The organism is Halalkalibacter urbisdiaboli (genome assembly GCF_002156385.1).
Classification (GTDB): Bacteria; Bacillota; Bacilli; order Bacillales; family Bacillaceae_D; genus Halalkalibacter_A; species Halalkalibacter_A urbisdiaboli.
On the sequence record NZ_MVJM01000002.1, the window covers coordinates 1033929 to 1052356 of the forward strand.

General features: G+C 37.8%; 17 protein-coding genes. 9 read left to right on the forward strand and 8 right to left on the reverse strand.

The features are described from left to right. Positions 1-254: 254 nt before the first annotated feature. The gene (locus tag B1R93_RS12770) at positions 255-1019 is read right to left on the reverse strand and encodes a tyrosine-protein phosphatase (RefSeq protein WP_088104330.1); all 765 of its coding nucleotides are present in this window, start codon (positions 1017-1019) and stop codon (positions 255-257) included. 598 nt (positions 1020-1617) lie between these two features. Further along, positions 1618-2670, reverse strand: a complete 1053-nt coding sequence (locus B1R93_RS12780; protein WP_165763806.1) for an S-layer homology domain-containing protein — start codon at positions 2668-2670, stop codon at positions 1618-1620. 163 nt (positions 2671-2833) lie between these two features. On the opposite strand from B1R93_RS12780, the gene B1R93_RS12785 reads away from it, so the two are divergent. Further along, a complete protein-coding gene (locus B1R93_RS12785) occupies positions 2834-3286 on the forward strand; it encodes a hypothetical protein (RefSeq protein WP_088104333.1) in 453 nt (150 codons plus the stop codon). A 110-nt stretch (positions 3287-3396) separates the two neighbouring features. On the opposite strand, the gene B1R93_RS12790 is transcribed toward B1R93_RS12785, so the two are convergent. From B1R93_RS12790 to B1R93_RS12805, 4 genes are all read right to left on the reverse strand, one after another. After that, positions 3397-3762, reverse strand: a complete 366-nt coding sequence (locus B1R93_RS12790) for a PilZ domain-containing protein (RefSeq protein WP_088104334.1) — start codon at positions 3760-3762, stop codon at positions 3397-3399. A 382-nt stretch (positions 3763-4144) separates the two neighbouring features. Continuing rightward, positions 4145-4498: a PilZ domain-containing protein gene (locus B1R93_RS12795; protein ID WP_088104335.1), complete on the reverse strand. Its 354-nt coding sequence runs from the start codon at positions 4496-4498 to the stop codon at positions 4145-4147. A 331-nt stretch (positions 4499-4829) separates the two neighbouring features. After that, positions 4830-5615, reverse strand: a complete 786-nt coding sequence (locus B1R93_RS12800) for a hypothetical protein (protein WP_088104336.1) — start codon at positions 5613-5615, stop codon at positions 4830-4832. 244 nt (positions 5616-5859) lie between these two features. Further along, positions 5860-7089 carry a hypothetical protein gene (locus B1R93_RS12805; RefSeq protein ID WP_088104337.1) on the reverse strand — a complete coding sequence of 410 codons (1230 nt, stop codon included), beginning with the start codon at positions 7087-7089 and terminating at the stop codon, positions 5860-5862. 317 nt (positions 7090-7406) lie between these two features. Here B1R93_RS12805 and B1R93_RS12810 point away from each other — a divergent pair, with 317 nt between their 5' ends. After that, a complete protein-coding gene (locus B1R93_RS12810) occupies positions 7407-8792 on the forward strand; it encodes a S1 family peptidase (protein ID WP_088104338.1) in 1386 nt (461 codons plus the stop codon). A gap of 225 nt (positions 8793-9017) precedes the next feature. Here the strand turns inward: B1R93_RS12810 and B1R93_RS12815 are convergent, their stop codons facing one another. Further along, the gene (locus tag B1R93_RS12815) at positions 9018-11540 is read right to left on the reverse strand and encodes an S-layer homology domain-containing protein (protein ID WP_088104339.1); all 2523 of its coding nucleotides are present in this window, start codon (positions 11538-11540) and stop codon (positions 9018-9020) included. A 702-nt stretch (positions 11541-12242) separates the two neighbouring features. Here B1R93_RS12815 and B1R93_RS12820 point away from each other — a divergent pair. The 7 genes from B1R93_RS12820 (at position 12243) to B1R93_RS23015 (ending at position 17429) form a co-directional block, all read left to right on the forward strand. Further along, complete coding sequence (locus B1R93_RS12820; RefSeq protein ID WP_088104340.1) at positions 12243-13499, forward strand: hypothetical protein; 1257 nt, start codon at positions 12243-12245, stop codon at positions 13497-13499. Between the two features lie 15 nt (positions 13500-13514). Then, positions 13515-14108, forward strand: a complete 594-nt coding sequence (locus B1R93_RS12825; protein WP_088104341.1) for an accessory gene regulator ArgB-like protein — start codon at positions 13515-13517, stop codon at positions 14106-14108. Continuing rightward, positions 14089-14214, forward strand: coding sequence for a cyclic lactone autoinducer peptide (locus B1R93_RS12830; protein WP_088104342.1), 126 nt, complete (start codon positions 14089-14091; stop codon positions 14212-14214). Before B1R93_RS12825 ends, B1R93_RS12830 begins: the two co-directional genes overlap by 20 nt. A gap of 32 nt (positions 14215-14246) precedes the next feature. After that, positions 14247-14372 (forward strand): AgrD family cyclic lactone autoinducer peptide, encoded by a 126-nt coding sequence (locus tag B1R93_RS12835; protein ID WP_088104343.1) that lies wholly within the window; start codon positions 14247-14249, stop codon positions 14370-14372. A gap of 36 nt (positions 14373-14408) precedes the next feature. Beyond that, complete coding sequence (locus B1R93_RS12840; RefSeq protein ID WP_088104343.1) at positions 14409-14534, forward strand: AgrD family cyclic lactone autoinducer peptide; 126 nt, start codon at positions 14409-14411, stop codon at positions 14532-14534. Positions 14535-14915: 381 nt separating this feature from the next. Next, complete coding sequence (locus tag B1R93_RS23820; RefSeq protein ID WP_088104344.1) at positions 14916-15734, forward strand: stalk domain-containing protein; 819 nt, start codon at positions 14916-14918, stop codon at positions 15732-15734. A gap of 171 nt (positions 15735-15905) precedes the next feature. Further along, entirely contained in the window at positions 15906-17429 is a 1524-nt protein-coding gene (locus tag B1R93_RS23015; protein ID WP_165763807.1) for a M14 family zinc carboxypeptidase, read from the forward strand. 67 nt (positions 17430-17496) lie between these two features. On the opposite strand, the gene B1R93_RS12855 is transcribed toward B1R93_RS23015, so the two are convergent. Next, entirely contained in the window at positions 17497-18267 is a 771-nt protein-coding gene (locus B1R93_RS12855) for a YhfM domain-containing protein (protein ID WP_088104345.1), read from the reverse strand. Positions 18268-18428 lie beyond the last annotated feature (161 nt).

The window sequence follows — 18428 nt, forward strand, 5'->3', positions numbered from 1 at the left end:
ACTCCCCCTTTAAGGAGACCCACTGGTTAAAGTTTTTTAATGGTCATATGGGTTTTACCCCGAGGCATCTAACCTCCCCTCACACTATCCTAACGGCAACGGGTGCCTAAGGAAAACCTCCCCACGGGATAGTCGAGTGCCTCCGACGATAACGGGTAGGAGACATAACCGATGTAGTGCCATTCAAACTGTTGATTTGACTGGAATCAGTTAATTAAAAAGAAAGGTCTAGCAGGTAATGCTGCTACGTGATTTTAAAAAATCCCTAGAAATTTCTTTTTCTTCATTTGCGTTGGCGGTTCCGCAAAGACTGTTTCTCCGTACACGAGTGTTTCCGCGTTTTCTTGATAGTAGTAGACAGTGTTGATGTCGAATGTCTTTTCGATTGTGCCAAAGGCTGCTCGTAAGTCATTTGGTCTTGTTGTTGTGTTATGCGTATCAGAGGCAATGATGTGAACGAGTTGGTGCTCGATTAATTGCTCTGAGAACTTTTTAATTGCTTTTCCGAATCTTCCGGTGATACTTGATGCTGTTAACTGAGCAAGAGCGCCTTGTTTCACTAGCTCGTAAAGCTTATCTGGATGTTGGATGATTTCTCGATTACGTTCTGGATGTGCGATGATTGGTTGGACTCCAGCTAGTTGCAGGTCGTATAGGATTCTTGATGTATATGCTGGTACATGGTCAGAAGGTAATTCTACGAGTAGATAGCTAGATTGATTAAGTGTGAGAATGTGCTGCTGTTCATAATCTTGGATGATGTCACCATATAAACGAACTTCCTGACCTGGTGCGACATTAAGGTTTACGCCTTGTTCATTAAGAAAGGTATTGAAGCGTTTAACCTCTTGTTCAATGTCTGTCTTTTGATTCGTATACCTTCCATTTTGATGATGAGGTGTTGCCACCATTAAATAGATCCCTTGTTCTTCAGCCTGCTTGGCCATGCTTAGGGCATCTTCTAATGAAGAGGCGCCATCATCTAGATTGGGGAGGATATGGCTATGGATATCTATCATTGCGATCACTCTCTTTTTTGATTCTAATATAGTATTTTTACAAAAGCAGGACTTTTGATTCACTACCTTTAAATCTACCATATTACTGGTTTTAATTCGAGTCCTTTCTCGGATTTTTAACATAGTTTTACATGTCAACATCCGACAATTTTCTCGTTTTTTCTATTAAAATTGTGATAATCATTATTATTTTACTATGAAAAGGGTTTCATTCGCGACAAATCTCGCCATTAAACAGTTACGGGACATTCGTTTCAGAAAATTCCCTATTCCTTCCTCTATGAGGGTGGACTTTTGCTTTCATCTTCATTTTAGATGATGGCTGACCGTTGGTAAACAGGAGACGACTGGAAAATAAATTCCTGATTTTGAGCAACTATTAGTTTAAGAAAAGCGGCTCTGCCGTGCTTTCTTAAATGCGATTGCCATGCTTTTAAGCCAATACGAGCGGTTTCCTCCAATTGGCGTAAAGTGTGTGGAGCTATCGCACTCCTTTCAATTCGCTCCATCTCTCCTGAATTACTTTTATGATTTTTATCCTTTCTTATCTGTCAAAAAAAATAGACCTTCCCTTTGTTAAGGAAGATCTATTTCGATTTTACCATTCCATTTGATAGTCTTGCTGAAGTGAGTCTTCAAAGTAAACTTTCCATTTGCCGTCTACTTTCTTTAAATTATAAATGGATTCATATGGAATTTCTGTATTAAATGACGTTGTGCCATCATCATATGAAACGTTAACAGAACCAACGAGCTCAACCGTTGCAAAGCGATCACTCTTTGACAGAACCGTTAAGATTGGTGTTCCAACGAATTCGATTGATTGAGTTGTACCTTCTTCAAATGTGTAATCAGCCATTTCTAACAAGTGGGCTTTTTGATAACCAGTATAGTGGTTTTCAAGATGAACAAGTAATCCAGCTTTGTCACCATTCGTAATTTTAGCAAATGCTTCTGTTTCACCGTTGACGATTAACGTTGTTAGTTCTTCGTCTGTTGGTAGGTTCACTTGTTCACTTTGTAGTGCACGGTGTAAAAGTACTCCCGCTTCGCCACGGTTTGCTTGACGACCTAAACCAAAGTTTGTAGCGTCGATTCCTTTTACTAATTCGATGCCACTAGCCTTCGCAATGTCTTCACTTGCCCAGTGTCCAGCCGGAAGATCACTAAATGTTTTTGCTGTGCCTGTTGAGAAATCAATAGTATCTTCAAACGCACGAACAACGATTGCTGCAACTTGCTCACGAAGAATTGGAGAGTTTGGTGCGAACTCGCCTTCTGCAACCCCATTCACAATTCCGTGGTCACTCGCAATTTGGATTTCCGTTTTCAAGCTATGGTTTTCAGGAATATCAGTAAAAGTAGTGCCTGTGCCTGTTGCCTCTAAGCCGAGTGAACGAACAACAACCGCTGCAAATTCTGCACGTGTAATTGATTTCTTCGGACTAAATAAATATTCTCCTGTTGATGTTGGCGCACCTTTAAAAATCTCTGCATTAACAAGATCATCAAGCTCTTCAAATCCCCAATGATCATAAAGGTCTTCCATAAAATAGCTATCCACTGTACGCTCAGCTGCAAGAGCTGTACCTCCAGCGATTGGTGTTACTAGTAAAGCTGCAGTAAGTATAGACGAAAATAATTTCTTCAAATTGTCATCCTTCTTTCCTAGTATTTTTCTTTCAATGAGGTCATTGTATGACATTAGTAGCATTTCGTAAATAGGAGAAAACTGGTAATCACCTATTTTTCTACTATTTGGCCAAGAAGTTGAATAGGGATAAAGAAGACAACCTGTTAGGAAGGGGGTTCCTATGAAACATCGTGCGTCGTTTCCAATCGTTATCATTGTTGCGTTCTTTTCCCTTACGTGCCTGCTGCTAGTAATGTTGGTTCCTTCTGAAACAAGACATGCCAAGCATGCAGTCGACTCTTTCTATTCGCATGAGCAAAGAGGTGATTTTTCTGACTCATGGGAGCTGTTCCACCCTTTAATGAAGAAAAAATTTTCAAAGGGCGATTATATCGAAGACCGTGCCCATGTATTTATGAGTCATTTCGGTGTTGAAACCTTTGATTACTCTTTAACCAAACCGAAGAAGGTAGAAGACTGGAGAATGTCGGAGGAAGAAGAGTTTGTAGATGTCGTTTATAAGGTGACGGTTACGCAGAAGTATCAAAGTAAATACGGCAGGATGAATTTAGTACAGGATGTGTATGTGGCAGAGGAAGACGGGGAGTGGCTGGTCATTTGGGATTATCAATAATTTAAATGATTGAAGCTGACCCATAAGGTTAGAAGCAATCCTTTGGGTCAGCCTTATTCAGAAATCGAGCCGAACTTATTAATGACAACTCCATACCTACCACTCTTGTTTTACATTACGAGATTTTTTTTTACTCCTTGCCGATTTAATAACCCCTCGCAATGAAGAAAATAACGCATATCACAACTTGTTATTTTAAAACCATAGTTATACTCTTCTTCCTCCTCCTTTTTCCAAACAATCTCTCCATAGAGTGTGATACCAGTCAAAAGGTAAACCTTAAAGAGCACCGGAACATCCTCTCCGATTGGAAAATTTAAATTAGAACGATAAGAAAAACCACCTAAGCCCACGTTTTCGATCGGTACTCTAATTTTTTTAGACTCTATTTCTCTTCCTTCAAGCTTATAAATATAAATATCAGCGGTAACAGGGGTTTGTAAATCGATTCTTTGATATATTCGCCTATTTTCCATGAGAACGACCTCATCTTTTTTTAATATAATACTTATTTAATAATAATAATCATTAAAACAATAGTCTAGCTCTATGCTAATGGTATTTATTCTTTCGTCTGCATACCTATTCAATGTTTTCCGAATAATTCCTTTCTGGTGTTTCTTCGCTCCCACATCGAAGCGATCACAAAAAATAGACACAGCCTCTATAAAAGAACAGTGTCTATTTTTTAGTGTAGTATTTGTAATGACTTAATGCATCTGCATTTGTTTTAGTTTTTTTATTTGAAATAGTAACGGTTAGTCTCATCTTTATAAAGCTTTAAGCAAACAAGATTGTGTCCAGACCAACTTCAGTCGAACTAAAAGTAACTAAAAAAAATAAATGTTATTAGGCACTTTAGCTAATTAATAATCCCTGTTGATTCTGTAAGCGATAACAATAATGATAATACTCTAACGCACAAGAAGTGATTTCAAAGCCGTAATAATAACAATTGTTTTGTTGTTTCTTCCATGCAATCTTCCCAAAAATAGTTATACCAGAAAACAATCTAGCTTTCAACACTATCGGGATGTCATCTCCAATCGGAAAACTTAGATTAGAAGAAAAACAAATCCCACCTTGGCTCACATCATGAATCAGAACCGCAATCTTGTTTGAATCAATCCGCTCACCATTTAACTCGTAAATATTCATATCAGCTGTTAACGGATTCTCAAAATACGTTCTAGGATAGAGTCTTCTATTCATAAGCTCCCTCTCATCTCTGTTTTATTCACTATATGAATAGTTTAGCATCACGCTATTGTCAAACACAGGAAAAAGATTGTTGGATTTTGCCAATCGTAAGACAAAGACCTACATGAACCGACGCGTTTAGTTCATGTAGGTCTTATGTTTTGTAAATACGTACAAAAGCAGTCGAACATTGTCTTCCCACTTGTTTTCATTTCCGGATCACTAAGGAGGACAAAATGTTTATAAATGCACGTTATTCCAGGAAAATATTTCAGAATAGCAACTTCCCTCTGCCGTTATTAAGCCGCTCCTTTTACATACCGATAATCTTACCACTAGTTTCCTACTCCTCTAAACCAACCAAACGATAGAATTCAACTCGTTTTTCTTCTAAAAACCGAGCTAACTCTTCATCCGGTAGATATATGTCGTATTGGTTGACTAACGTTTGGAGATCATGGCCAAACCCCTCTAAAAACGTTTTAATTAGCTCTGGATCAGCATCTTCAGTTGCAAGGTACTCTTCCATTTCGTAAAAAAGCTTTTCATTTTGGTAGCCAATATCGTAATTGCTACGGACGTCTAAGAAAAAGCGATTCCTTAACCTTCTCATCCTTTCTTCTGTTAGCTCTTCGTCGTTGACACGGTGGATTTCAAAGATAAACTCTACGATACTATGTTTTTCACCCAAATGTAACTCGGTCATATGATGAAAGAGAGAAATTGAAAGGACGGTGCTAAGGATGAACGCGAATTCTACTAAATACTGTTTAACCCGTTTCACCAATACTAATCTATATAAGCAGTAAACTACCGCAAATATAAATTGAAAGATCAGAAGCTCTTTAGTAGATATTTGAATGTAGACCACGCTATAGTGAGCAATTGCACTTACAAGCAGCACAATTCCAACATAAAAGAATGAACTTACTAAACATGAACGAAATTGAAACTTTTTAAAAAACAGAAAATCATCAATGAGTGTTCGAATCAGCCATAATTCTAAAATGAATGACAAGACAAGTCGATGTAAACCCGAAAGCGACTGAAAGAGTATCGGATCGATGACAAAACTTATGAACAAAATTCCAAGTGTGATAAAAAGTATATATAAGAAAATGTTTTTCATACTCTCCTCCTTTTTGCACCACCTATAATAACATAATTTTCTATTTTTATGTGACATCTGTAACATATATCCTTCCAGACAGAAAAAAAAAGACAAGTCACAGCAGTTGTGACTTGTCCTTCGTATTATAGACACAGTGTATAACGCGTCTTTTGGATACATAGCTGTTTTGGGAGGCACACTAACGCTACACCCTCATTACTATTATTAGTGGATATTCAAGACCGGCCAATAAACCTCTATATTAAAATCTATTATCTAGCGCACCTGCTAAACCGTGAATAAGACGATGGAAATTAGGTGCATTACCATTCGGGTCATTAATTTCATTATTATTAGCTTCTTGTATCATATCATTTTTCCCTTGAGGGTATAAAGTGAAAAATAGATTCTTTGCTTCAGTTGTTCCTACATAAGAAATCGGTAGGGCGTGAGCGGAAACAACACCAGAGCTAGCAATTTTTCCTCCTAACGTTCCATTACCAAGTCTGTACATTACATTTCCACTTTTCACATAGTAAGAATTAAGTCCTGATACCCCATTCGTTGCTGATGTGAAAAAAGACGAACCTGTTGGAAGAGTGGTTCCCGTTGTCCCTAATGAACCTTTTGCAGCTAATGTTAACCCAACGATATCCCAAACATCGTAACCAACTTCCATTTTACAATTGTTTGGATTATTATCAGGATGATACCCACCACCATTTAACCAAAGACCATTAGATAATTGACCACTTCTTGAGTAAATTGCGAAATCAGTCATTACTTCTCTATATTGATTATATCGACCTCTTACATTAGGATGAGCATATGCACCTAGCCCGCCAGCTGAGATTGATAAAATATTATGTTTAATCGCTGTTCGTTTTAAACCAATTGTATTACAGTCATCTACTAAAACTGCATTGGGCCATGTTGATGAATTATCATTCTTATGTCTATCTCTCGCGTTTTTTAATGCTAGTGCTAATTCATCAGCAAAGTTAAGGTAATTAGTTCTTTGTGTGGTAGTAAGGTCAAGCTCAACAATTGCTTTTGAAAATGCCTTAAGCGTCATTCCCGTATCTGGTGTAGCAGTTGCATTTAATCTCCAACCATTTGTATGATTATAAGGTCCACTTAATTTCATACGATCTCTAAGATGGTCTAAAGTTGCAATTGCATCTGTTCTTACATTTGTTCGTAAAGGGTCACTAGTTTCTTTTAAACGACTATATAAACTAATCAAAAATATCGCATCTGTTGCAGCACGGAAAAAACCTGCATTTTCACTACCTTTAGAGCCAGGTCCGTTGTGCTTATCACCCAATTTTGTTGCTTCTACATGTTTCCCTTCTTGAAAATAGGTAATGTAAATCTGCTTTGACTCGTCTACTACATTAAATGGCGTTGAAGCACTAGCCGTACCTGAAACCGCTATAAAACTACTGAATATAAATACAAAAACCATGATTATAGAAATGACCTTTTTCAACCGAATCCCCCTAACTTTCATTTTTTAAAAAGTATGTAAAAAATATACTTTTTATAGATTAAATATAATATAAATAACAGAATATAATCAAGCTTACATCTATAATTTTTCTAGACCATTAACATCTATCAAATACGTATAAGAAGAAGTAGAATCACTCTTTGCGGTAGTCGGTAGTCTAAATTTATTGAATACTACATTTTACAAAGAGAGCCTAGTGAAAAACGAAAACTAATTATAGCTAGATTATCCATTATTTACATAATTTATATTTTTATGTATAATAAAATTAAAAGATTAATAGAAAGGATGTTTTTATGTTTAATAAACAGTTATTTTTGACAACTGCATTAAGCTTTGTACTTCCCTTTTTATTTATTATTACCGTCGAGGCAAGCAATTTCGAGGAATATGAACATTACATTAATGAAAACAATATTATAATCCCTTTTTATATTGATAAAGAAGATTATTTTGAACAATTGCATTTCCGCATGGGAACCGGTTTAAGTGTAGACCATGATGTTATTATTGAGAATATTTTGGATGATTCCCAAGTACATACAAAGGAAAAGTATGGAGTCACGTTATCCAAAAAAGAGGAACAAGAGATGGATAAACGTGCAAAGATACAAATAGAAGACGCACCAAAACTTAGGGATTTTATTTATACAAACGTAGATGAAGATATCCTTGGCGGTATTTGGGTCGATCAAGCCAATAAAGGAACATACGTTGTAAATGTAACAGTAAAACCAAACGAAATTAGTCATATCATAAAAGAAAGTAAGAAAATTTTTAAAAACAATATTGATAGATTAAGATTCAATTGGGTAGAAAACACCGAGAAAGAATTAGATGAAATTAATAACTACATTAATAACAACTTAACATTAGAGACAATAAAAGATTTATCAATTATAGGAAGTACTGTCGATACAAAAGAGAACAAAGTTGAAGTAGTTGTTTCTAACTTAAATAATGACATAGAAAAAAAGGTTTTAAATCTATTTGGTAACAGCAAAGTGTATGTATCTGAAGAAAAAATTGATGAGACAGAAAATGAAGCTACAAGATACCAAGCTCATCAATTATTAATGGGTGGCTTAGCTATAACAAATGAAAGGAATGAAGGATGTACTATTGCTTATTCAGCATCTAAACCCGGAGATGGACACTTCATTATAACAGCTGGTCACTGTAGTCAGAGCAACGAGAAGTTTTATCAAGCGTCTGACTATATTGGTTATACGAAATATAGATCGGTTTCTGCCTCTTACGGTGCGGATATAACAGCAATAAGAGTTCCACATGATCGAATTACAGATTGGGTCCATCTGTCAAACCCAAAAGATGTACGCATGCAGACACGTTCAGTTTTTTCACAATTCTCACAGGGTGAAAGAATTTGTAAGACAGGACGAACTACTGGTGTTACCTGTGGTAATGTCACTCGCAGAGTTGCTCCTAATAGCGAATATGTCCAAGCCGATTATTATTCAGAAGGCGGAGATAGTGGGGCATTAGTTTATTATGGAACAAAAATTTATGGCATTCATAGAGGAAGCTACTATACCGACCATAATAATAATAACCGTATGGATGAAGGTGAAAGAGAAGGAGCGTTATTTTCACATGTAGAAAAAGCCCATAACGCTATTCCAATATCAACAAGTCATATAGTACTGGATTATCCTTATTAAATTGTACAAAGCCCTCACAAGCGTAAGGGCTTTGTGTTATCGGTATCCAAGAAAAGAAGTTGTGTCCTGCTTCTTAACCCAATACCTTTCATTCTTCTCCTTATACGGACTCAAAGTAGGTAACGTACAACTATCAAAAAAACAATACTAAAGATAGCAACCCAAATAACTATTATAGAGTCAAAAAAAACAGACGCAGCATAAGAAATGCTGCGTCTACCCCTATTAATTTGATAGGTTTGTAAAGGTTAAGAATGAGTCAAGAAGGCGAGCCATTTCTGCACGCGTTGTTGGTGCATGCGGGTCAAAGCTCCCATCCTGTCTTCCTTCCATAATACCTGCTTTTAATAAGCGTTCTACATCATATTCCGCCCATTCACTAATGTCGCTTCCATCCTTGTAATCGGCAATTGATTTTGCTGGATCAAGCTTTGATGTGTCATAGCCAACGATATCCATTGCACGGGAAATCATTGCTGCTGCTTGTTGACGAGTGACGTTATCATTTGGTGCGAATGTACCATTTCCAAAACCATGAATGACTTCGCGTTCGATAACTGGCATAATTTCATTTACATACCATTCTTGCCCTTTGATGTCCTTGAATGTTCCATCATAAGCTATATCACTGTTGAGTGCTAGGCTTCGTGTAATAAGAACAGCAAGTTGAACACGTGAAATTGAATCATCTGGTTTAACCGTTCCGTCAGGCTTTCCTTGGAAGATATGCTTTGCTGCAAGCTTTTCTAGATAATCCTTTGCCCAAAAGCCTTCACGTAGGTCACTAAATGTAACGTCGCGTTCAACGATTGTGTAACGGCTGTTTGTAAAGCTACGGAATGTTGCCGTATTTTCGTTAATAACTGTTGGTACAGCTGTAAAGCTGCCATCATCATTTAAACGGACTGCTGTTGCTCGGTCTGGGTTTACATTTTCTGATAACTGGATTTGACGCTCAACGTATTGGTTAAAGCGATCAAGCGTTACGACTTTGTCTTCAGCTCGAGCTTCTAAATGGAATTCCATTACTGGCGCTTTCGCTTCTAACCCATTTTTACTCAGAATGTTTTTGCTATCTTCTGTTTCATAGATGACGAAAGATAGTGTCACCTTCTCTTTTGCAACATTAAGCTGCTTGGCTAATGAATCAAGGCTTAATTCTTTTGTCGGAAGAATATATGCTCCTTCATTTGAACGGATTTCTATTGCTTCCACCTTGTTTGAATCAAGAACCTTCTCTAACGCATCAGCTCCTAGGTTAAGCTCTATTTGCTGACCAGACTTGTTATCAATTGAAACGGGTAACTCTTTTGTATCAAGGTTTGTTAACACTTGATCTAAGTTCGTTATATCTAATGTAACAATGGCCTTTGATACGCCGTCTTCTGTCTTTTCATCAATGATGACTGGTAATCCTTCTGTAGCTGTTGGAGCAGGTTCAGCTGAGTCAGTTGTACCTGTTGAATCAGTTGTATCAGTTGTATCAGTTGTATCAGTTGTATCAGTTGTATCAGTTGTATCAGTTGTATCAGTTGTATCAGTTGGTTCTGCTGGTTTACTTTCTCCGCCTGTAGCCCCTCCAACAGTAAACGGTTCTGTATAACTGAAGTTTTCACCATTTGGAAGATCGAAGTTAAACGTATAGTCGTACGTTCCTGGCTCTAGATTAGTAAAAAAACTGGAGCGCATAAGATTTATAACGCCACCTTCTGCTACAGTAGATCCATTACTTGATATTTCAATATTTGCCTCATAAGGCAGATGGGTCCCCTGATAGATCCTCTCTAGGAAGAAGTCTCCTCTTGCAATATGCTGAATCGATTGGATTGTTGTAGAGCCATTTCTAAGCGTTATAGCTTCAAGACTTTGAAAATTCGCTTCGAATGTTTCAGGAAATGCTAATGTTTCATCTTGTGTAAAGCTTCTTTGCTCAGTCCGGTAAAACTCACGTGAGTCAATATTAAAAAGGCTGATCCCAACGTGTTGCTTACCGGGAGATAGGTAAAGTGCTTGAGTGGCAATTCCATCAGTACCGTTGATATAGTAATATGCACTTCCAATTCCATCAGAGACAATAAGATTTAACCTTTGATCGTTATCTGTTATTGTTAATTTAATAGGGGTTGGGAAATCAGTTAAATTAATATCCTTATCAACGTCTCCTGCCACGTTTAATCTGTGGTGATAAGAAGCAGGTCCATCATTATATAAATACTTTATCGATGCTTCAGTAGCTGATTTCACCTTATATAAAGCTGGGGCTGTCCCATTTAGATTATGATAGAGAACGAGGTTAGATTGCTTGTTTGGAATATAAAGCACTCCCTCACTTTTAAAGCTCCCTAGCTCAATATTGGGTGCAATCTTTACATAAGAAGCCGGTGCATCAATGGTTGTTAATTCTTGTAATTCCTGCCCTGAATATTCGTTTTCAAAATAATAATAATTACCATCTGTAAGTTCAAATGCATATTGTAGTAAATATGTTTTCTCTGGAGTAAACTCTTTGTCACCAAGGTTAACACCGTTAAGATTTTGACTATTTGCATACGATCCTTCTGAAAATTTTTCAGAAAGACGTCCATCTTTAAAGCTCTCAATGTCAATCCCCGTTGGTGCATTAAAGGTAATCGTATCATTAACATTTGTTGTTTCAGCTAACGCAGCTGGTGCTACTGAAAATACAGTAGAAACAACAAGTAAAATTACCAAAATCACTCTTAAGTACTTTTTACTATCAATCTTCAACTTTTCTTCCTCCTCTGGTATATATATGGATTAATACCTTCTATATCCTACCATGGTCGCATACTAAAAGGAAGTGAAATGTTGTAAAAATCTCAAAATTTTTTATTGTAAAAAACCAATATACATCGTTCATAGCATAAATAAAAAATGTGTTAAATCATTCATTTCCAATTAATTACTGTTGAAGCGCTCATACCATTCGCAACCATATATTCATATATTAATAAAGCAACAGAAGGAACCTGTGATCGACATCTTTTAAGCAAACAAGTGCACTTTGGGGTAATTTGTATCAGTTTGACTCCACCTTACTGACGAATGAACCCCATATAAAATATCTAGCTCTGCGTGAGCAGCTTTGGATACTGAGAGAATTATTTTAGACAAAAAGCGCGAGGTCATTGCTCGTGAACAAGGGTGACGGCTAGTACTGTTGCCTCTACTGTACACGTTGCGAAAATTACGAGAGGTAATAGAGAACAGCAAGTTCTGCTCTAACTATTTTAGTTGTCATATATTGTCAATTTGTGGTTGACTTGCTGTGATTTTGTCATTTAATCTTTTTTTGTTAAAAATCTACTCATTTTCTTTTGCGAATTAATAGAGAACTGTGTTATAAAATGTATAAATCAGTAATTTGGTATTTTATAGAAAATTAGCTTCACCCCACTTTTTACTATCACCTTAAGGGGGGGATGTTTCATGACGATGCTGATCGTTTCGACAATTGAATGGTTTAGTCTATTAATGTTTCCACTTATTCTAGTAGGTTACCGTTTTAAACATTATGTAAAACGACTCATTTTATTAGCAGTTATCATGAGCGTCATTTCCTTATTGCTGCATCATCTTATCGTACACTTGACAATAATCGTTGGAATGCAAATAATGATCCTCTTTGTACTTGCAGGGCTTATCCTCAAGCTTTCTTTAATGGAAACCTTGCTTATTTCAGGGATCGGATATGGTTTTTATTGCTTTGTTCATATATTGATTATTGAGCTGTACTTACTCCTTTTAACACATTCTTATTCAGAATTGTTCGTCACATCTCATATTTATTATCTTCAGTTAGCCTCGGCTTTGGTCGTGATTGTTTTTTGTTTACTCATTCATTTGTTGAAATACAAGCTTATTGAACTGTATCAACGTCTTCAATTAAACTCGTTTAGCATGAAAAGTAAAAGTATCATTGTTGTTAATTCAATTTTGACTTACATTTTTATTTGTCTTGCATCGTATGCAATGATTTCTGAGAACATTAACTATCGCTATGCATATGTCCTGACTAGCATTATCGTGTTATTTTGCATTATTGCCTTTTACCTTATTTTACATAGTCAATTTCAAACAAAACGATTAATTGAAACGACGAAATTATTTCTCGATCAAGAACAGCAAATGTCCATCTATATTGAAAACATTCAAAAAGAATTACAAGGTCCGTATAAAGCTTTGCAGAAGCTATTTGACTCTGGGTCTCTTGAATCAAGTAAGGCGTACTTTCAACAGCATATTCTCCCAAAAGGGTTAGACAAAAAAGGTCAGACTCTTGTTGTTGGCCAAGATATAAAAGATAAGGATGAAATATTATACGCTTTTCTTATTAACAAACAAAAGCTAGCACATTTACTAGGGGTTTCCCTATCGACATCCTTTGAGCTTCCGACACATGTCCTTATTAGCTTGAACCAATTAAAGGTGTTAGGGAATATCCTAGATGACTTGTTTTTATCTCTTTACTTAGCTTCTCATTATCAGGAAAAAAACGTTCATTTCCATGTCCGCTCTACGAAAGATCGGATTGAATATGAAATTACGAGTAACTTTGTATATAAGAATGCTTTTTCAAGCAGCAAAATTCATGACGCGATTTTAGACTTTAAGAAAAGTAAGGCGACGATTCATTCAAGCTTTGAACCGATTTGTTTAATGATTAGCTGTGAAAAAAGTCTGTAGAAAGGAGCAGGTATAATGATTGAACAATTCGCAACAAAAGCAGCTCATAAAATTAAGAACATGAATCCTGAAGAAACAGCTCCACTCGATGTGCTTATTTTCGGCTTTACGATTCTACTTAATTTAGTGGTTACCCTCTCTCTTATTCTAGTGACAAGTCTTCTACTTGGTAAGATGTTGCTTGCGGTACAAATTACACTCGCTTTCATGGTACTCCGCATTTTAACGGGTGGTGCTCATTTAGACCAATCATTTGCTTGCTCTCTTAATAGTGTCTGTTTAGTGATAGCGTTCCTTTGGCTACCTGTTTCCCAGCCGTTCATGCTCGGCTACGCTGCACTGACCCTATTATTTATCATCAGCTATGCACCCTATTACGAACCCCATCAAATGAAGCATTCCGCCAAATGGGAACGGAAGAAAAAACGAGTTGCTCTTGTCTTCGTCGTTGCTTCAGTTGGATTATATTACGGCTTGGCTTTCCCTGGGTTCTTAATCGGCTGTTTTTTACAGGCATTACTGCTAACTCCGGTTGGCATTTCATTCACTCATCGACTTAATCAGTTAACGACTAAAGGAGGTGAATTACATGAAGAAGGAAATGGCTAAAGGAATTTCGAAAGTGACAACTGCTTACTCTTCTCTTTTTGTCCAAGCTTCTAGCCCACTTGCTCACGCTCCTAAGATTCCGGACAGTTTAAAAAAACAAAAATAAGCATTTCTTATTTTAAGAAGGAGGTGATTTTCATGAAAAAAGAACTTGCTAAAGGGGTTTCTAAAGTGACAACTGCTTGCTCTTCTCTTTTTGTCCAAGCTTCTAGTCCGTTCTCTCACGCTCCTAAGATTCCAGATAGTCTCAAAAAGCAAAAATAATTCTACCACTTTATTTATAAATAGGAGGTTATATTGATGAAAAAAGAACTTGCCAAAGGTGTTTCTAAAGTAACAACTGCTTGCTCTTCTCTTTTTGTCCAAGCTTCTAGCCCATTCTCTCATGCTCCTAAGATTCCAGACAGCCTCAAAAAACAAAAGTAATACCTGATAGCCTAATATTTAAAAGAAACAGGTTCAGCTTTTGAACCTGTTTCTTTGCCTTTCTTCGTCTTCCTCTAAGTAACCTCTAGCTTGTTTCCATTTACAAACTTCAAGTTCAAGTGTTCATCTTTCATCTTTTGTACAGAGTCGTAAGAATGACGTCAAGGATTCAAGTTTTACCGGTCAGAGCCCCTTCGTCTCACATTCAACCGTTTCGATTGCTCGTTTTCCTACCTGCTTCTCTCTGCTTTTATCCTCTTCTTTTTTATAGGTCAATTTTCTAGAAGAATTAAACCGTTTGTCCGATACCACTTTGATAAACATCATGTAAAATAGAGGCAAGCTAAAACAGCTAGATTAACAGACAAGGAGAGGTGACTTATGTTTAAGCAATTGGTTACTCTATCAATTCTATTTGTTATGCTATTGACAGGTGCTTTTTCAGCAACAGCAGCAACTCCAACTGTTGAAATCAATGGCGGTGAAATTACGAATGGACGGACCCTCGTTCCACTTCGAACGATTTTCGAAGAGCTTGGGGCAACCGTGAAATGGGAACATACGAATAAAACTGTAACAGCAACAAAAGGCTCTACCACAGTTTTCCTAAAAATAGGTTCGACCACGACAAAAGTAAACGGAAGCACTGTCACAATCGATGTTCCAGCTAAAATAACGAATGGACGAACCCTTGTGCCATTACGGTTTGTTAGTGAATCTCTAGGAGCAACGGTTACTTGGGATGGTCAAGTTGCTACAATTGCGACAGCAGAAAAAATCATCACCGTGAAACCAACGAACGCCAAGCAGCCTTCCCCTGTAGAAGGACTAAGTGATTTTGAAGCAAAGGTTGTGGAATTAACGAATGCTGAACGAAAAAAACACGGCTTGGCTGAGTTAAATGCCGACCTCCCTTTAAGTAAGGTGGCACTCGAGAAATCTCGTGATATGAAAGTGAACGGCTACTTCTCTCACACGAGCCCAACCTATGGTTCCCCCTTTACGATGATGAAGGATTTTGGTATTGACTACACGGCAGCTGGTGAGAATATCGCAATGGGGCATCGCAGTGCTGAAGAGGTCGTCCAAGCCTGGATGGATAGCGAAGGTCACCGCGCCAACATTTTAAATGAAGCCTTTACCCATATTGGTGTTGGGGAATCTAGTTATTATTGGACACAAATGTTTATTCGGAAATAAAGCACTTCAGAGTTAGGATAAGGAAGCAAAAAACAAGCGAATACTAAAATGAAAGTCTAAGCCCTGATTCTTATGGGGCTTTTTCTTATTGGTTAAAAATACAATTGACGGCCTTACACCTAGCGATTATTCTACTAATGGATGTTTAATTTGAATGAAGGACGTGACTGTATGGGACAGACGTTTTGGCGCGTTACCTTCTCTTTGGTATTTTTGTTATTGATTGTTACGGTATATGCAGAGGCTTCTCAGGCTGCTAGTATCGTGAATCCTAAGCAAACGTATACATATGAGATGATGGAGCGTGATATGAAAAAGCTCGCAAACTCTTATCCTGACTTAATTGAATATAAGTCCATTGGGAAAAGTGAGTACGGGCGTGAAATATACGCCATTAAGTTAGGCAATGGTCTCTCTACTAGTTATATTAACGGTTCAAATCATGCGCGAGAATGGATTTCTACTAATCTTATTATGCATATGATTGACCAGTATGCCGTGGCCTACTCAAATGGAAAAATGATAGGCTCTTATCATCCGAAAAGCTTGCTTGATCAGCATAGCATTTGGTTTGTACCGATGATGAACCCAGATGGTGTCACTCTTCAGCAAAAAGGCCTACAAGCCTTTCCGAAAGAGGATCACGCTGCACTATTAAAAATGAACAATAACAGTACGAACTTTAAACGCTGGAAGGCGAACGGAAAAGGGGTCGATTTGAACCGACAATTCGATGCCAATTGGAAGAACATTGAAAATAATCCTGGAAAGCCGAGTTTTGCCAACTTTAAAGGCTATGCGCCACATACTGCAAGTGAAGTGAAAGCTGTGATAAAGTTTACAAAGGAAATAAAGCCGGAAATGGCCGTTTCCTACCATAGTAGTGGACGAATTTTATTTTGGAACTTCCATCAGAAAGGGGCTCAGCTTGAACGGGATTATAAGCATGCGAAGGCAATGAATCAAATGACCGGCTATCGGTTAATGCCGCAGGCGGGGCCACGTGCTGGCGGCGGCTACACGGATTGGTTTATTCAAACCTATAAGCGTCCTGCCTTCACACCGGAGCTTGGTTATTATGCTGGTGCAACGAACGTCCCGCTATCAGAGTATGACGCGATTTGGAACCAGAACCGCCTTGTCGGATTATACATCGCACGTGAAAGTCATAAGCTGTTCGAAAATCGCTTACGAGCAACGCGCACGCCGGTTTCACTCGTCGTCAATGACACAGATTTCAAAACAGCAAGCGGTGCTTTTACGTACCAAAGCCGAACCGTGGTTCCCGTTCGAAGTATTTTTGAAGAACTCGGTGCAAACGTGCGCTGGAATAGCAAAACGAGAAGTGTAGAAATTCGCACAAATGAGCAGTTTATCTCACTTCCGGTCCATCGTAACGAAGTATTTGTGAATGACAAGCGACAAGAGCTTGATGTACCAGCGCTCCTATTTGAAGGCACAACCTACGTTCCTCTCCGCTTTATCGTTGAGACCATTGGTGCGAATGTCCAATGGATTCAAGCGGAACGAAAAGTCATCGTAACGTATCGACCAGTGGTGGAGGATGAGCCCGTTGTAGAACCGGATCTGATTGAGGAAGAACCTGCTCCTGCAGTAGAGGAAGAGACACAAATAATTGAACAGCAAGAGACTGTGGGCGAAGGGATGGAGCCCGAACCGGCTTTGATTGAGTAAAAAGTAGACCAACACCCTACCTGAGGTGTTGGTCTACTTTACCTATTTGATTGATTGCTGTGATAAACTATTTTACCTCAACAACCGTCGATACAGGAATTTCACTCCCTGTCTCTAGCATTTTTTCCGAGTTAGTAGAAAAGTCAGCAATCGCTTCGAATTTATATTTGCCTGGCTTTAGATTTAAGGTATCTGTCTTTAATTGTTCTACATGTGGTTCATCTTTCACTAATGTTGTTGTTCGTAATGGCTCCTCCATTCCAATCGTTGTTTCATAGTCACCATCTAACTGAGTAATTCCGAAATAAAAGATCCAGGTAGCATGGTAAATATCAATACTTTCCTCCTCACCTCTATATGTGAGCGTTGCATACACGTTAAGCTCTTGATCTTGCTCAGCAAAAATACGAACCTCAAAGTCTCCTTGTTTCTTTGTTTCCGTTGAATTAGAAGAGGATTCATCTGGCTGATGAAGGGTGATGATTTCATACACCCGTTTGGCTGATTTTGAAGAAAGCGAATAAATCGTATGCGTATCCTCAACATTCATAATCGTACCTGAGTCTTCACCTATCCATAGAAAATAAGTGTTTTTGTCAAGCTCTAGCCGGTATTGTGGCTCTGCCATATTGACGATACCGGGTTGTTTCTTTGCTCCTTTAAAGGCTTGTCGGATCACCCTGATTTCAGCTGAATCTGTCAATTCCCATTTGGAATCCTCCTTTACCTCAGTGAAATCCTTCATCTGATAAATTGTTATTTTTTCAATTTTTTCGGACATGCATCCACTAGCGATTAGCACAACTACACCTAGCATCAACAACAAATGTAGTCTCATGATCTCACTCCTCTCCAATAAAGATAACCTATCAAGAACACAGCCAACACAGCTTCTACTGCTAGTAAATATAATGGCAAGGGGTAATAAGGTTCAAAGTGAAGCTGCATATGGATGCGGTGAAAGGAGGGACTGATCCCTAGAATCGAGATTAAATCCGG

Coding starts and splice junctions, on each gene's coding strand:
- B1R93_RS12770 (WP_088104330.1), bottom strand. CDS start 1,019: ATGATAGATATCCATAGCCATATCCTCCCCAATCTAGATGATGGCGCC.
- B1R93_RS12790 (WP_088104334.1), bottom strand. CDS start 3,762: ATGGAAAATAGGCGAATATATCAAAGAATCGATTTACAAACCCCTGTT.
- B1R93_RS12840 (WP_088104343.1), top strand. CDS start 14,409: ATGAAAAAAGAACTTGCCAAAGGTGTTTCTAAAGTAACAACTGCTTGC.
- B1R93_RS23820 (WP_088104344.1), top strand. CDS start 14,916: ATGTTTAAGCAATTGGTTACTCTATCAATTCTATTTGTTATGCTATTG.
- B1R93_RS12825 (WP_088104341.1), top strand. CDS start 13,515: ATGATTGAACAATTCGCAACAAAAGCAGCTCATAAAATTAAGAACATG.
- B1R93_RS12795 (WP_088104335.1), bottom strand. CDS start 4,498: ATGAATAGAAGACTCTATCCTAGAACGTATTTTGAGAATCCGTTAACA.
- B1R93_RS23015 (WP_165763807.1), top strand. CDS start 15,906: ATGGGACAGACGTTTTGGCGCGTTACCTTCTCTTTGGTATTTTTGTTA.
- B1R93_RS12820 (WP_088104340.1), top strand. CDS start 12,243: ATGACGATGCTGATCGTTTCGACAATTGAATGGTTTAGTCTATTAATG.
- B1R93_RS12800 (WP_088104336.1), bottom strand. CDS start 5,615: ATGAAAAACATTTTCTTATATATACTTTTTATCACACTTGGAATTTTG.
- B1R93_RS12830 (WP_088104342.1), top strand. CDS start 14,089: ATGAAGAAGGAAATGGCTAAAGGAATTTCGAAAGTGACAACTGCTTAC.
- B1R93_RS12855 (WP_088104345.1), bottom strand. CDS start 18,267: ATGAGACTACATTTGTTGTTGATGCTAGGTGTAGTTGTGCTAATCGCT.
- B1R93_RS12810 (WP_088104338.1), top strand. CDS start 7,407: ATGTTTAATAAACAGTTATTTTTGACAACTGCATTAAGCTTTGTACTT.
- B1R93_RS12785 (WP_088104333.1), top strand. CDS start 2,834: ATGAAACATCGTGCGTCGTTTCCAATCGTTATCATTGTTGCGTTCTTT.
- B1R93_RS12835 (WP_088104343.1), top strand. CDS start 14,247: ATGAAAAAAGAACTTGCTAAAGGGGTTTCTAAAGTGACAACTGCTTGC.